At 66.0% G+C, this 14,029-nt stretch carries 15 protein-coding genes; 12 read left to right on the top strand and 3 right to left on the bottom strand.

Annotated elements, in window-relative coordinates; all coding sequences use genetic code 11:
• The 3 genes from groEL to OJJ21_RS04195 all read left to right on the top strand — a co-directional run.
• A partial coding sequence (gene groEL, locus OJJ21_RS04205; RefSeq protein WP_297683465.1) for a chaperonin GroEL occupies nucleotides 1–825 on the top strand: 825 nt, incomplete at its 5' end.
• A gap of 293 nt (nucleotides 826–1,118) precedes the next feature.
• Nucleotides 1,119–1,643 carry a PAS domain-containing protein gene (locus OJJ21_RS04200; protein ID WP_297683462.1) on the top strand — a complete coding sequence of 175 codons (525 nt, stop codon included), beginning with the start codon at nucleotides 1,119–1,121 and terminating at the stop codon, nucleotides 1,641–1,643.
• Between the two features lie 18 nt (nucleotides 1,644–1,661).
• Nucleotides 1,662–3,050, top strand: a complete 1,389-nt coding sequence (locus OJJ21_RS04195) for a methyl-accepting chemotaxis protein (RefSeq protein ID WP_297683460.1) — start codon at nucleotides 1,662–1,664, stop codon at nucleotides 3,048–3,050.
• Between the two features lie 63 nt (nucleotides 3,051–3,113).
• Here the strand turns inward: OJJ21_RS04195 and OJJ21_RS04190 are convergent, their stop codons facing one another.
• Nucleotides 3,114–4,079: a Fe-Mn family superoxide dismutase gene (locus OJJ21_RS04190; protein ID WP_297683458.1), complete on the bottom strand. Its 966-nt coding sequence runs from the start codon at nucleotides 4,077–4,079 to the stop codon at nucleotides 3,114–3,116.
• 265 nt (nucleotides 4,080–4,344) lie between these two features.
• Here OJJ21_RS04190 and OJJ21_RS04185 point away from each other — a divergent pair, with 265 nt between their 5' ends.
• The 6 genes from OJJ21_RS04185 (at nucleotide 4,345) to OJJ21_RS04160 (ending at nucleotide 9,260) form a co-directional block, all read left to right on the top strand.
• Nucleotides 4,345–5,298, top strand: coding sequence for a LysR family transcriptional regulator (locus tag OJJ21_RS04185; protein WP_297683456.1), 954 nt, complete (start codon nucleotides 4,345–4,347; stop codon nucleotides 5,296–5,298).
• 141 nt (nucleotides 5,299–5,439) lie between these two features.
• The gene (gene ycaC / locus OJJ21_RS04180; RefSeq protein ID WP_366092356.1) at nucleotides 5,440–6,090 is read left to right on the top strand and encodes an isochorismate family cysteine hydrolase YcaC; all 651 of its coding nucleotides are present in this window, start codon (nucleotides 5,440–5,442) and stop codon (nucleotides 6,088–6,090) included.
• Between the two features lie 236 nt (nucleotides 6,091–6,326).
• Nucleotides 6,327–6,857, top strand: coding sequence for a PAS domain-containing protein (locus OJJ21_RS04175; RefSeq protein WP_297683452.1), 531 nt, complete (start codon nucleotides 6,327–6,329; stop codon nucleotides 6,855–6,857).
• Between the two features lie 51 nt (nucleotides 6,858–6,908).
• A complete protein-coding gene (locus tag OJJ21_RS04170) occupies nucleotides 6,909–8,276 on the top strand; it encodes a methyl-accepting chemotaxis protein (protein ID WP_297683450.1) in 1,368 nt (455 codons plus the stop codon).
• Nucleotide 8,277: 1 nt separating this feature from the next.
• On the top strand, nucleotides 8,278–8,763 hold the full coding sequence (locus OJJ21_RS04165) for a PAS domain-containing protein (protein WP_297683448.1): 486 nt from the start codon (nucleotides 8,278–8,280) through the stop codon (nucleotides 8,761–8,763).
• 86 nt (nucleotides 8,764–8,849) lie between these two features.
• Complete coding sequence (locus tag OJJ21_RS04160; RefSeq protein ID WP_297683446.1) at nucleotides 8,850–9,260, top strand: DUF2177 family protein; 411 nt, start codon at nucleotides 8,850–8,852, stop codon at nucleotides 9,258–9,260.
• Here OJJ21_RS04160 and OJJ21_RS04155 read toward each other — a convergent pair.
• Both OJJ21_RS04155 and OJJ21_RS04150 read right to left on the bottom strand, forming a co-directional pair.
• Nucleotides 9,257–10,678, bottom strand: coding sequence for an ATP-binding protein (locus OJJ21_RS04155; protein ID WP_297683444.1), 1,422 nt, complete (start codon nucleotides 10,676–10,678; stop codon nucleotides 9,257–9,259). The two genes, OJJ21_RS04160 and OJJ21_RS04155, sit on opposite strands and share 4 nt — an antisense overlap.
• The gene (locus tag OJJ21_RS04150) at nucleotides 10,675–11,415 is read right to left on the bottom strand and encodes a response regulator (protein ID WP_297683442.1); all 741 of its coding nucleotides are present in this window, start codon (nucleotides 11,413–11,415) and stop codon (nucleotides 10,675–10,677) included. Before OJJ21_RS04150 ends, OJJ21_RS04155 begins: the two co-directional genes overlap by 4 nt.
• 165 nt (nucleotides 11,416–11,580) lie before the next feature.
• On the opposite strand from OJJ21_RS04150, the gene OJJ21_RS04145 reads away from it, so the two are divergent.
• The 3 genes from OJJ21_RS04145 to OJJ21_RS04135 are packed head-to-tail and all read left to right on the top strand — an operon-like array spanning nucleotide 11,581 to nucleotide 13,812.
• Nucleotides 11,581–12,432: a MipA/OmpV family protein gene (locus OJJ21_RS04145; RefSeq protein WP_297683440.1), complete on the top strand. Its 852-nt coding sequence runs from the start codon at nucleotides 11,581–11,583 to the stop codon at nucleotides 12,430–12,432.
• Between the two features lie 37 nt (nucleotides 12,433–12,469).
• Complete coding sequence (locus OJJ21_RS04140; protein ID WP_297683438.1) at nucleotides 12,470–13,294, top strand: VacJ family lipoprotein; 825 nt, start codon at nucleotides 12,470–12,472, stop codon at nucleotides 13,292–13,294.
• A gap of 23 nt (nucleotides 13,295–13,317) precedes the next feature.
• Entirely contained in the window at nucleotides 13,318–13,812 is a 495-nt protein-coding gene (locus OJJ21_RS04135) for a hypothetical protein (RefSeq protein WP_297683437.1), read from the top strand.
• Nucleotides 13,813–14,029 lie beyond the last annotated feature (217 nt).

The following is a 14,029-nucleotide window of genomic DNA, read 5'->3' as shown; positions in this document are numbered from 1 at the left end:
CCGGGCTTCGGCGATCGCCGCAAGGCCATGCTGGAAGACATCGCGATCCTGACCGGTGGTCAGCTGATCTCGGAAGATCTCGGCATCAAGCTGGAGAGCGTCACGCTCGCCATGCTGGGCACCGCCAAGAAGGTCACGATCGACAAGGAAAACACCACGATCGTTGCCGGCGCCGGCAAGAACAAGGACATCCAGGCTCGCGTTGGCCAGATCAAGGCGCAGATCGAGGAAACCACCTCGGACTACGACCGTGAGAAGCTGCAGGAGCGTCTGGCCAAGCTGGCCGGTGGCGTTGCCGTGATCAAGGTTGGCGGCGCCAGCGAGATCGAGGTGAAGGAGCGCAAGGATCGCGTTGATGACGCGCTGCATGCGACCCGCGCCGCGGTCGAAGAAGGCATCGTCCCGGGCGGCGGCACTGCGCTGCTGTACTCGGTGCGCGCCATCGACAAGGTCAAGGTCGACAATGCCGACCAGAAGCATGGCGTGGAAATCATCCGCCGCGCCCTGCAGGCTCCGGTCCGTCAGATCGCCGAGAATGCCGGCGTTGACGGCGCCGTGGTGGCCGGCAAGCTGCTGGAGTCCAAGGACACCAGCTGGGGCTTCAACGCCCAGACCGAAGAATACACCGACCTGGTGAAGGCCGGCGTCATCGACCCGACCAAGGTCGTGCGCGTCGCGCTGCAGGGCGCCGCCTCGGTGGCCGGCCTGCTGATCACCACCGAAGCCATGGTTGCCGATCGTCCGGAGCCCAAGGGTGCGGCCGGCGGCGGCATGCCGGGCGGCGGCATGGGCGGTATGGGCGGCATGGGCGGCATGGACTTCTAAGTCCGACGCTCTTTCGTTCAGAGCTTACGAGAAGGCCCGGTCGCAAGACCGGGCCTTTTTCGTTGGCTGCGGTGCATGGCCATGGCGACCCTGCGCTGCGCGGCAGCTTATGCCCGCCATGCCGGGTGCCCCACCGTCCCGCTGGCCGGGTCCCGCTGGCCGGAAATGCCAATGCTTCCAATCCGGCCGCGGTGCCGGGTTACCATTTGGAGACGTTATTGAACTGAAATTTGCTGTTGAAGCGGACCGGGCGCAGATAAGGGGCGTTACAGCGACTACCCGGAAGGTTCATCATGCAGCGCCCGTCCCCCACCAATCGTGAACGCACATTCGCCGAACACGAGATCATCGTCAGCAAGACCGACCTCAAGGGCCGGATCACCTACGTCAACGACATCTTCTGCAAGGTCGGCCTCTACGAGGAAGAAGACGTCCTCGGCCAGCCCCACAGCATCGTTCGGCATCCTGAGATGCCGCGCGCCGTCTTCCACTTGCTCTGGCAGCGCATCCAGAACGGCGAGGAGATCTTCGCCTATGTGAAGAACCTGGCCAAGAACGGCGACTCTTACTGGGTGCTCGCCCATGTCACGCCGAGCCGCGATCTGGAAGGCCGCATCGACGGCTATCATTCCAACCGGCGCTGCCCGCAGCGCGCCGCGCTGAACCAGATCGAGCCGTTGTATCGCACCCTGCTCGAGATCGAGAACGCCCAGCCCGACCGCAAGCAGGGCATGCAGGCTGCGGCCGCCCGGCTGCAGAAGATTCTGAACGATGCCGGCCAGAGCTACGACGAATTCCTGTTCGGCCTGGCCGCTTAAAGACAAGGAAGAAAGATCATGTTCATGTCTCGTCACAAGAAGGCCCTGCAGCAGATCGAGGCGATCTGCGCCCGCGCCGCACAGGGCGACCTTTCCGGCCGCGTCCTGCATCTGAAGCAGTATGGCGACCTGGCCCCGACACTGGTCAGCTTCAATCGCCTGCTCGATCTCGTGGATGCCTATATCCGCGAATCGGGCGCCAGCCTGTCCTATGCCTCGGAAGGCAAATATTTCCGCCGCTTCCTGCCGGCCGGCATGGTCGGCCAGTTCCGTCACGGCGCCGATATCATCAACGGCGCGCGCGAGATGATGGGCAAGCGCGCCAGCGATACGGCACGCCTGCAGGTCGAGGTCTCGACCCTGGTGAACGCGGCCGCCGGCGGCAATCTTGACCAGCGCCTGTCGCTGGAGGGCAAGGAGGGCTTCATGCGCCAGCTCGCCGAAGGCATCAACACGCTGGTCGATCGCACCGGCAATGTGATTTCCAATGTTGCCGGAGTGATTTCCGGTCTGGCGCGCGGCGATCTCAACCGCCAGGTCGAGGGCGATTACGAAGGCGTCTTCGCCAGCCTGAAACACGACACCAACCGCACCATCGAGACGCTGCGCGGCGTGGCGGGTACGCTGAACCAGAATGCCGTCGCGGTGCACGACGCATCCTACGAGATTTCCGAGGGCAGCCGCGATCTCGCCACCCGCACCGAAAGCCAGGCGGCGACGCTGGAGCAGACCGCCGCGGCCATGCACCAGATCACCGCCACGGTGAAACAGAATGCCGACAACGCGCAGGCCGCGACCCAGCTGGCGGCAGCCGCGCGCGCCACGGCCGAGACTGGCCGCGGCGTGGTGGCCACCGCCGTGACCGCGGTGCGGCAGATCGAGGACAGTGCCGGCAAGATCGCGGATATCGTCGGCCTGATCGACGAGATCGCCTTCCAGACCAACCTGCTGGCGCTGAACGCTTCGGTCGAAGCCGCCCGTGCCGGCGAAGCCGGCAAGGGCTTTGCCGTGGTGGCGCAGGAAGTGCGCGCGCTGGCGCAGCGTTCGGCCAGCGCGTCGAAGGATATCAAGCTGCTGATCAGCGAATCCGGCCGTCAGGTCAAGACTGGTGCCGACCTGGTGAACCAGGCGGGCGACTCCCTGGCCGAGATCGTCGGTGCGGTGAAAAAGGTCAACGACATCATCGGCGAAATCGCCACCGCGAGCCAGGAACAGTCGCGCGGCCTTGACGAGGTGAATGTCGCGGTCGGCAATCTGGACGAGATGACGCAGCGCAACGGCGCCCTGGTGGAAGAAACCTCCGCTTCGGCGCAGAGCCTGGCCGAACAGGCGTCGCAGCTGGCCGAGGTGGTGCGGTTCTTCCAGCTGCAGCAGACGCAGGACCAGCCGATGAAGCTGGCGGCCTGACGCCGGCGCTCCCCGTGTGAGAAGCGAAAGGCCCGGTCGTCAGACCGGGCCTTTTTCGTTTTGCTAGCGCGGCAGTGGCACGGTCTTGCCGCCGATAGCATGCCAGGCGGCGATACCGCCAGCCAGCGAGCGGGCATCCAGGCCGTGCTTGCGCATCTCGGCCACCGCATTGCCGCTGACCTGGAAGCCATACATGCAATAGGCCACCAGTGGTTTGTCGCGCGGCAGCGAGTCGATCCACTCAGGCAGGGTTTCCGGCGGCCGGATCAGAGCCCCCGGCATCATGTCATGCCGCTTTGCCATGTCGTCGGCCAGACAGATGTCGAGCACCATCACATCCTCATCGGCCTGCAACATCGCCTGCAGGTCTTCAGGGCTAATATTGTGGCCGGTTGCGGCCGCGGCCAATGCTGCCGTCTGACCGATGGCTTGGCGATAACGCTGCGCCGGGCGCGCCCAGTGAATATTGGCCATGAAGGCCTCGACATAGCTGGCCGCATTGGCACCAAAATCGAGATGGTAGGCGTGCTCGTACATGTCGAGCGCCAGTACAGGCACGCCATCGACCAGACTGTGCGCATGATCGTTGGCCCACTGGTTCACCAGCCGCTGCAGACGTGGTGACCAGCTGAGGATCACCCAGCCAGATCCGCCGCCAAGCGCCTTGCCCATGGCGACGAATTCAGCCTCCCACTGCGCCAGGCTGCCGAAGTCACGGCTGATCGCGGCGGCAAGATCGGCATCGGGCTCGCCGGTCGCGCCGCCCAGTCCGTCCGTGCCGCCAAGTGAGTCGAAATACACCTCATGCAGCAGCACGGAATTGGCCGCGATCAGTTCTTCGCGTTTCAGGCTGTTGATCTCGAAACCGGGTGCGGTGTTCCAGTCCAGGCCGGCGAGATGCTTGGCGATGGCATTGAACCGGCGTAGCGCACCGCCGTAATTGTTTTCGTAATGGCTGACCATCAGTTTTTCCGACAGGCCAAGCAGACGCGGCGGTTTGAAGGGCAGGGCACGGATGTAAAAGGTCATGGTACGCTCCACGGGGAAGGCGGCATGACACGGCATCGCTGGCTTGCAGAGTTGCATCCCATCACAAGCATCCGATCCCGGCGCGTCATGCGCCAGTTAAGGACGGAGCTTGGACCACGGCAGAACGGCTGCCATTGTCTTGGGAATGTCGGGAGTCCGTAGTGTCCCGGCGGCGATGGTTATAACCGAGCGTTTGCCGAAAGGGCAAGGGCATTGTGGTGCGTCACCACTTCCGGCCTGTGCGGACCTCATCTAGATTCATCACATGACCCAGCGCTACGACGACATCCTCGCCTTCCTTGAAGTGGTGAAGGCCGGCAGTTTCACCGCCGCCGGCGCCCGGCTGGCGCTGGCCAAATCGGTGATCAGCGACCGCGTGCGCAATCTGGAGAATGCGCTCGGCGTCGAGCTGCTGCGCCGCACCACCCGCAGCGTCACGCCGACCGAACGTGGCGCCGAGCTGTTCGACAGTTTAAATCCGCTGGTGCAGGCGCTCGACGAGGCGGTCGATACCGCCTCCGCCGCGCATGGCCCGCTCACCGGACGCCTGCGCATGAGCGCGCCGATCAGCTTCGGCATGCGCTATCTCACGCCGGTGATCGCCGGTTTCGCCCGCGCCCATCCGCAGCTGGAGATCGCGCTCGATTTCGACGACCGCGCCGTCGACATCATCGGCGCCGGCTACGACCTGGCGCTGCGCATCGGCCGGCTCACCGATTCCAGCCTGATGGCGCGCAAGCTCTGCGACAGCGACCGCGTGGTCTGCTGCAGCCCGGCTTACGCGAAGCAGCATGGCCTGCCCAAAAGCGTCGAGGATCTCGCGCAGCATGCCACCATCGACTATGCCAACCTGCATGCCAGCCGGCTGTGGCGCTTCGAGCCGGCCGCGCCCGGTGGCGAGCCGCGCGTGGTCGAGACCAGCAGCCGCATCGTGGTCAACAACGGCGAGGCGATGCGCGACATGGCGATGGCCGGCCTCGGCATCATCGTGCTGCCGCGCTTCATCGTGGCCGAGGCGCTCAACAGCGGCGCGCTGGTCGAGGCGCTGCCCGACATATGCCCGGTGCCGGACGCGATCTATGCCGTCTATCCGCCGACCCGCCACATGCCGCGCAAGCTGCGCGCCATGGTCGACCATCTGGCGGCCGGCTTCGCCGGCACGCCGCCCTGGCTGGCGGCGAAGCCGGTGGCAAAAGCCGGGAAACCTCGCCGCGCCTGATTGTCCGGCCCGATTGTTCGTTCTGGCCGGACAGTGAGTCCGGAATAAGGTAGCTAATCGCTATCATCGCTTTTGCGTAGGGTCTTCTCACCGGCGAACGACACGCCGGCCGAGATCGAAACCCTGACCCCACGCACAAGGATGACGACCATGACCAAGTTCACCTACAACCGCCTCGACAAGAACAACGCCGCCGTTCTGCTGGTCGACCACCAGGCCGGCCTGCTCTCGCTGGTGCGCGACATCGACCCCGACAAGTTCAAGAACAACGTGCTGGCGGTGGCCGACCTGGCGAAATACTTCAATCTGCCGACCATCCTGACCACCAGTTTCGAAGACGGCCCGAACGGCCCGCTGATGCCGGAGCTGAAGGCGCTGTTCCCCGACGCGCCCTATATCGCCCGCCCGGGCAACATCAACGCCTGGGACAACGAGGACTTCGTCAAGGCCGTGAAGGCCACCGGCAAGAAGCAGCTGATCATCGCCGGCGTCGTCACCGAGGTCTGCGTCGCCTTCCCGGCGCTCTCGGCGCTCGAAGAGGAATTCGAGGTCTTCGTGGTCACCGATGCCTCGGGCACCTTCAACGAGATCGCGCAGAAGGCCGCCTGGGATCGCATGAGCCAGGCCGGCGCCCAGCTGATGAACTGGTTCGGCGTCGCCTGCGAGCTGCATCGCGACTGGCGCAACGATGTCGAGGGCCTGGCCAAGCTGTTTGCCGACCACATCCCCGACTACAAGAATCTGATGACCAGTTACTTCGCGCTGACGGCCCGCAAGCCGGCGGCGAAGTAAGCGGGGCGTGGCCCGCGGAAAGGCCCGGTCGCCCAGATCATGGGGGACCGGGCCTTTTTCGGTTTGTCGCGGTGTCTTCTATGCGCAAACTTCCGTTACGGTACGGCGCGAAAAAACGTGAATCTTATTATCGACTCAATAACTTAAATGAATTTTATATGTGAAATTTCGCTTGCGAAAGAACCTGTCCCCGGAAATTGTTCTGAGAATAATTCAACTTTCGGGGGAGAGTTGGGGTGAAACGGCCAGAACCGACCGGGCGCGAGCGCACTTTCGCCGAACACGAGATCATCGTGAGCAAGACCGACCTCAAGGGCCGGATCACCTACGTCAACGACATCTTCTGCAAGGTCGGCCTCTACGAGGAAGAAGAAGTCCTCGGCCAGCCGCACAGCATCGTCCGCCATCCCGAGATGCCGCGCGCCGTCTTCCACCTGCTCTGGCAGCGCATCCAGAATGGCGAGGAGATCTTCGCCTATGTGAAGAACCTGGCGAAGAACGGCGATCACTACTGGGTGCTCGCCCATGTCACGCCGAGCCACGATCTGCAGGGCCGCGTCGAGGGCTTCCACTCCAACCGCCGCCTGCCGCGCCGCGCCGCGCTGGCCGAGATCGAGCCGCTGTATCGCACCCTGCAGGCGGAAGAGCAGCGCCATGCCGATCGCAAGCAGGGCATGCAGGCGGCATTGGGCCTGCTGGAGCAGGACCTGCAGCAGCGCGGCACGGATTACGACCGTTACATTCTCGGCCTCGCCACACGGGACTGAACGCGGCGCGGGTCGACAACAGATAACAAGAGAAACCCGGGGGGGGACGGCATGCTGTTCGGTGCATCGAGGCATAAAAAAGCATTGCAGCAGATCGAGGCGATCTGCGCGCGCGCCGCGCAGGGCGACATGTCCGGCCGCGTGCTGCATATCCGGCATTACGGCGATCTGTCGCCCGCACTCGCCGCCTTCAACCGCCTGCTCGATCTCACCGATGCCTATATCCGCGAATCCAGTGCGTCGCTGTCGTTCGCGGCGCAGGGCAAATACTACCGGCCCTTCCTGCCGACCGGCATGGTGGGCCAGTTCCGCCACGGCGCCGACGTGATCAACGGCGCGCGGCAGACCATGGAAGCCCGCGCCGACGAAACCGCGCGGCTGCAGGACGAAGTGTCGGAGCTGGTGAGTGCCGCCGCCGCCGGCGATCTCGGCCGCCGCCTGCCGGTGGAAAACCGCGGCGGCTTCATGCGCAAGCTGGCCGACGGCATCAACATGCTGGTCGAACGCACCGGCGCCGCCTGCGGCGATGTCGCCCGTGCCATCGGCGCGGTGTCGCGCGGCGATCTCGGGGTGCGCATCGACGGCGCCTATGAAGGCGTCTTCGCCGACCTGCAGCGCGATACCAACCGCACGGTGGAAACCCTGCGCGATGTGGCCGGGCGGATTTCCGGCAGCGCCGAGACGGTGCAGACGGCCGCCGCCGAAATCTCCGAGGGCAGCCGCGATCTGGCCACGCGCACCGAGGCCCAGGCCTCCACGCTGGAGGAAACCGCGGCGGCGATGCAGCAGATCACCGCCACCGTGCGGCAGAATGCCGACAGCGCGCAGGCCGCCAGTCGCCTGGCGCTCACCGCGCGCGACACCGCCATGGCGGGCGGCGACGTGATCGGCCGGGCGGTGCAGGCAGTCGCCCGCATTGAGGACAGCGCGGCGAAGATCGCCAACATCATGTCGCTGATCGACGAGATCGCCTTCCAGACCAACCTGCTGGCGCTGAATGCCAGCGTCGAGGCAGCGAGAGCAGGCGAAGCGGGCAAGGGTTTCGCCGTGGTGGCGCAGGAAGTGCGCGCGCTGGCGCAGCGTTCGGCCAGCGCGTCGAAGGACATCAAATCGCTGATCGGCGAATCGGAAACCCAGGTCAAGGCCGGCGCCGCCCTGGTGAACCAGGCCGGGGGCTCGCTCGCCGATATCGTCGCCGCCGTGAAGCAGGTCACCGATATCGTCGCCGATATCGCCACCGCCTCGGCGGAACAGTCGCGCGGCCTCGACGAGGTCAATGACGCCATCGTCAATCTGGACCAGGTCACCCAGCGCAACGGCGCCCTGGTGGAGGAAACCTCCGCCGCCGCCCGCATGCTGGCCGAACAGGCGCAGCAGCTCAGCGCCATTATCGGCTTTTTCCGCCTGCAGCCGGCCTGACATGTGCGCACCGCCGTCGCCACTGCCCGCCGCCTGCCTGCGCTGCACCATTGCGGCGCGGCAGCGCTGCGGTCGCGGCCTGCTGCGGCTGCACGACTACTGGACCGCCAAGCGCGAAGGCCGCCGCTTTCCGGCGCGGCGCGATATCGATCCGATCGAACTGGGCACGCTGCTGCCGCATGTCTTCCTGATCGACGTGCTGCCCGAACCGCCGTATTTCCGCTACCGCCTCACCGGCACCACGGTGGATGAAATCCACGGTCAGTATCTCACCGGCAAAGCGCCGCGCGACATCAGAACGCCGGAAATCGCCATCGCCGCCGAAAGCCAGTGCCGCCAGGTCCTGCTGACCGGCAGTCCCGGCTGCGACCATGTCACGCTGATGGCGCAGGACCAGAGCTACTGGCATTTCGAACGCCTGGTCCTGCCGCTGTCCGACGACGGCACCAGCATCAACATGCTGCTCTGCGGCATCTACGCCACCTGACGGTGGTTGCGGACGGCGCGAGGGCTTTCCCTCCGCCGTTTCGCCCTACATCATGGCGGCAGCTGTCCCGCGCATGAGGCCGTTCGATGTCCAAATCCCTGATCGTCGCCGTCGCCGCCATGCTGGGCACGCTCGCGGTGCTCGACGCGCTCTGGCTCAGCACCGCCACCAGGCTGTTCTACCGGCCCAGGCTCGGCGCCCTGCTCAACGAGCTGCCGGTCTGGTGGGCGGCGATCGCGTTTTACCTGCTCTATGCCGCCGGCGTGGCGCTGTTCGTGCTGCGCCCGGCGATCGGCGAGGGCCAGTCGCCGCTGACGGCGGCCCTGTTCGGCGCCGCCTTCGGCCTGGTCGCCTACGGCACCTACGACCTCACCAACCAGGCCACGCTCCGCGACTGGCCGGCGCTGGTCACCGTGGTCGACATGGCCTGGGGCGCGCTGCTCACGGCGATGGCCGCCGGGATCGGCACCTGGGCCGGGCAGCGCTGGGGCGGTTAGGCCCCGGCGCGCGGCAGGGTGACGGTCACCCGCAGGCCCGACGGCATCGCCGCCGACAGCGCGATGGTGCCGCGATGGGCCAGGATCACGTCGCGCGCGATGGTCAGGCCCAGCCCGGTGCCGCCGGTATCGCGGTTGCGCGAGGTTTCCAGCCGGGTGAACGGCCGGAAGGCGGTTTCCACCTGGTCGGCGGGAATGCCGGGGCCATCGTCGGCAACGGTGATGGTGATGGTGTCCGCCGCGTCCTGCAGGCTGACCTGCACGGCGTCGCCGAACTTGCAGCCGTTGTCGATCAGGTTGGCCAGGGCGCGGCGGATCGCGACCGGCTGGCAGGTCAGGCCGGCATGATCCGGACCGGCATAGGTGACGGCGCAGCCGGCATCGGCGGCGGTGTCGCACAGGCTGATCAGCATGGCGGCCAGGTCGGCGGCGCTGCGCGGCTCGTCTTTCAGCTGGTTGCTGGCAAAGGTCAGCGTCGCGCTCACCATGGCTTCCATGTCGTTGATGTCGGACAGCACCTGGCGGCGCTGGTCCTGATCGGGCACATATTCGGCGAACAGCCGCAGCCGCGTCAGCGGCGTGCGCAGATCGTGGCTGATCGCGGCAATCATCTGAAGACGGTCATCGACAAACTGCTTCAGCCGCCGCTGCATGCTGTTGAAGGAATTGCCGATCGCCTGCAGTTCCGGCGCGTTGAAATCGCCGACCAGGCTGAGTTCGCGGTCGCGGCCGAGTTTTTCCGCCGCCGCCGCCAGGTCGTCCAGCGGCTTGACCACGCCGCGCGCCACCCAGATCGACAGCAGGCCGATCAGCACCACGGCCAGCAGCGGCAGCAGCACGTTGCGGATCATGCGCACGGTTTCCTGGCCGTCGCTCTTCGGCATCATCAGCAACCAGTCGTCAGGCCCGATGCGGACGGCGATACGCAGGTCGCTGCTCAACATGTTGGCACTCCTGTCATCGAACACATCCATTATCACTACCGGCAACGGCGGCAGGATGATGACCAACGGGCGCGGGGAATATTCAGGATCGTCCGGTTCATCCGCCTTCAGCAGCACATCCTGTGGCGCCAGGCCAAGCCTGTCGGCGATCCGCCGATGGAGGTCGGTAAACCCACCCTCGCGCTCGGTATGACGGAAATCCGGTGGGCTGCTCAGCGGCGTTATATCCAGCCATTGCCGCGCCGACAGGGCCTGCAGTACGGTCGGCCGGTCGGCCGCCGGCACGGCGATGCTGCGGTCGCGGGCCTCGCGCAGGGTGGCGAGCAGCCAGTCGCGGTCGAAGAACATGGCTTCGGGTGGGCGGATCACCAGCGGCATCAGCTTGTCGACAGCCTTCACCGCCAGCAGGCCGCCGACGATGACCAGCGCGATGCGCGGCGCCAGCCGCAGTTTCGACCAGAACGGAATCCTCATGCAGCATCCTGCAGAAGCGTGACGGAAGCCGTGAAGAAATAGCCCTCGTTGCGGATCGTCTTGATGAACACCGGGTCCTGCGGATCGGTCTCGATCTTGCGGCGCAGGCGGCTGATCTGCACGTCGATGCTGCGGTCATAGGCCTGGCTCATGCGGCCATGCGCCAGGTCCAGCAGCTGGTCGCGGGTCAGCACGCGCTGCGGATGTTCCAGGAAGGCCAGCAGCAGGTCGAATTCGCCGCTGGTCAGGTCGGTCAGCGCGCCGGCCGGCGAGGTCAGCGTGCGCCGGCTGGCATTCAGCTGCCAGCCGCCGAATTCATAGACTGTGGCCTTCGCAGGCCGTTCGGCATTGATGCTGGCGGCGCCGAGCCGCCGGGTCACCGCGCGGATGCGCGCCAGCAGCTCGCGCGGGTTGAACGGTTTCACCACATAGTCGTCGGCGCCGATCTCCAGGCCGATGATGCGGTCGGTCTCGCCGCTCATGGCGGTCAGCAGGATGATCGGCACCGCGCTCTGCGCCCGCATGCGGCGGCACAGCGACAGGCCGTCCTCGCCCGGCATCATGATGTCGAGCACGATCACGTCGATCCGCGCCGCCTCGCACAGCGCGAACATCTGCTTGCCGTCGCCGGCCTGGCTCACCTTCAGCCCGTGATCGGTCAGGAAGCGCGCCAGCATGGCGCGGATACGATGGTCGTCGTCGACGATCAGGACATGGGTGGTGGCAACAGTGGTCACGCGGCTCTCCGGCAGGCCGCCAGTATAGCAGCCGGCTCCGCCCCGGCACCGGCCCGGCAACATTCTGAAACATATGGATACCGGGCTGACACCGGTCCGGCCGGCCGGCCGGCTAGGGTGCCGGCACTCCACCCCCCGGATTCGTCAAAAAAGAGCGTTCTCCTGATGAAACACACCACCCGCCTGGCCGTCGCCGCCGTTTTCGCCCTGCCGCTGGCGCTGCCGCTCGCGGCAGTCGCCCAGCAGCCCCCGGGACAGCAGAGCCCGGCCCAGCAGAGCCCGGCCCAGCCGGAAAAACCGGCCAAAAAGGACTGGGATATCCGGCTTGGCGCCGGCGCGCTCTACCAGCCGGACTACGAAGGCAGCGACGATTACGAGGTCGGCGCACTGCCGCTGCTGATGGTGAACTACCGCGACCTGGTCTTCCTGCGCGGCCCGATGCTGGGCGCCAATGCCTTCACCCTGCAGGGCCCGCGCCCGGGCGACAAGCTGCAGATCGGTCCGCTGCTGCGCTACCAGATGGGCCGCGATGAAGGCGACAACGACGCCCTGCGCGGCCTGGGCGATATCGATGCCGGCGCCGAACTGGGCGCCTTCATCACCTACCGTACCGGCCCGTGGTCGACCGGGCTGACCGTGTTCCGCGATATCAGCGATGCGCATGACGGCCTCACCGCCAAGGCCAGCGGCGGCTACATGCACAGCTTCACCCCGAAACTGCGGCTGCGCAGCGAAGTCTATGCCACCTGGGCCGACGACAACTACACCGAAACCTTCTTCGGCATCACGGCGGCGCAATCCCAGCGCAGCGGCTTGCGGCGCTACACCGCCGAGGGCGGCCTCAAGGATGTCGGCCTGTCGCTCGATCTCGATTACAGCCTGACCGAACACTGGGGCATCACTGGCCGGCTCGGCTACAAGCGCCTGCTCGGCGATGCCGCCGACAGTCCGCTGGTCGAGGACAAGGGCTCGGCGGACCAGTTCAGCACCGGCCTGATCCTCAGCTACAGGTTCTGAGCCGCGCCGGTTTCTCATTCGGGCAGGAGGCATGTCGATGATCGCTGGATTGCGCAAGTTTGAAACATCGGTGCCCGGATGGGCTGCGGCCGGTCTGGCGCTCGCGCTGCTTGGCGCCTGCGCCCAGGTTCCCGCCGATCCGGAGGGGCGTGCGGCCTACGACGCGGCGAACGACCCGGCCGAGCCCACCAACCGCGTCATCTTTGCCGGCAATCAGTGGGTCGATCGCAACGCGCTGCAGCCGGTGGCGCGGGCTTACGAAGAGTATGTGCCGGATCGGGCCCGCCGCAGCCTGCGCAATTTCTCGTTCAACCTCAAGGCGCCGACGACGCTGGTCAACGATACGCTGCAGGGCAATTTCAGTCGCGCCTGGGTGACGACCCAGCGCTTTGCCGTCAACACCACGGTGGGCGGCGCCGGTCTGTTCGATGTCGCCACCGACTGGGATCTGCCGCACCACGAAGCCGATTTCGGCCAGACCTTCGGGGTATGGGGCATCGGCCCGGGGCCCAGCGTTCAGTTGCCGCTGCTCGGGCCGTCGAATATCCGCGACAGCGTGGGCCGCGTCGTCGGTTTCGTGGCCAATCCGCTGAGCTTTGCAGGCAGCGAAACCCTGGATACGGTCCAGCTGGTCGGCACCGGCATGGGCATGGTCGACCAGCGCGCCGCCATGCTCGCCATCACGGACGAGCTGGAAAACACCTCGCTCGATTATTATGTCACGCTGCGCAGCATCTCTGCCCAGCGTCGCGCGGCCCTGGTCGAGGAAGGCAAGGCCGGCGAAGCGAGACCGCGCGTGATCGTCGGACCGCTGGCGCCGCCGGCGGACCGGCCGATGGCCCCGGCTGCAGGGGGAAACTAGATGCCCTCGCTGGGTCGCTTGTCATGATTGCACCGTGGTACTGGGCAAACTGGGCCGTGGTGCTGAGCAGCCTGGTGGCCGGCGTGCTGGTCACCGTGCTCGGCCGCCGGCTCTCGCCCTTCTGGCATATCGTCAATGTGGTGGCGATCGCGCTGTATCTGTGCTCCTGCCTGGCCACGGTGCTGAGTTCGGTGCATCTGGAGCAGGATGTCATGCTGGCCGGCCTGCAGCTCGGCATCGCCCTCGTCATCCTGGTCGCCAGCAGCTACCGCCTGCATCTGTTCGGCGTGATGATCTTCGTGGCCGGCAGCGCCGGCATGGCCGCCTTTCGCATCGCCGCCACCATGGCGCATCCGCTCACCGCCTACGATCTGGGCGTGCTGATGCTGGATGTGATCAGCGTCGGCTTCCTGATCATCCTCTGGCCCTATGTGCATGCCGAGCTGCGCCATCTCGGCGCCATGGCGCATCGCTACAGCCTGCTGCAGGACCGCGCGGCCGGCAAGGAAGGGATATGAGGGCCATGGGGGCGAATGCAGGTCGTCATGTGAATTCAGGTCGTCATCCTCGGGCCTGACCCGAGGATCGCGCGCCGACTGGAAATGCAAAGGGCGCCGGAAACGGCGCTCTTTTTTTCTCCCCGTTGTCATGCCCGGGCTTGGCCCGGGCATCCACGAGTTTTTGCTTCTCGGCAGCCTGCATTTCAAACAAGACGTGGATGGCCGGGCCAAGCCC

Source organism: Ferrovibrio sp., from assembly GCF_025869515.1.
GTDB lineage: Bacteria > Pseudomonadota > Alphaproteobacteria > Ferrovibrionales > Ferrovibrionaceae > Ferrovibrio.
This window is presented reverse-complemented; position numbering and strand designations above follow the sequence as displayed.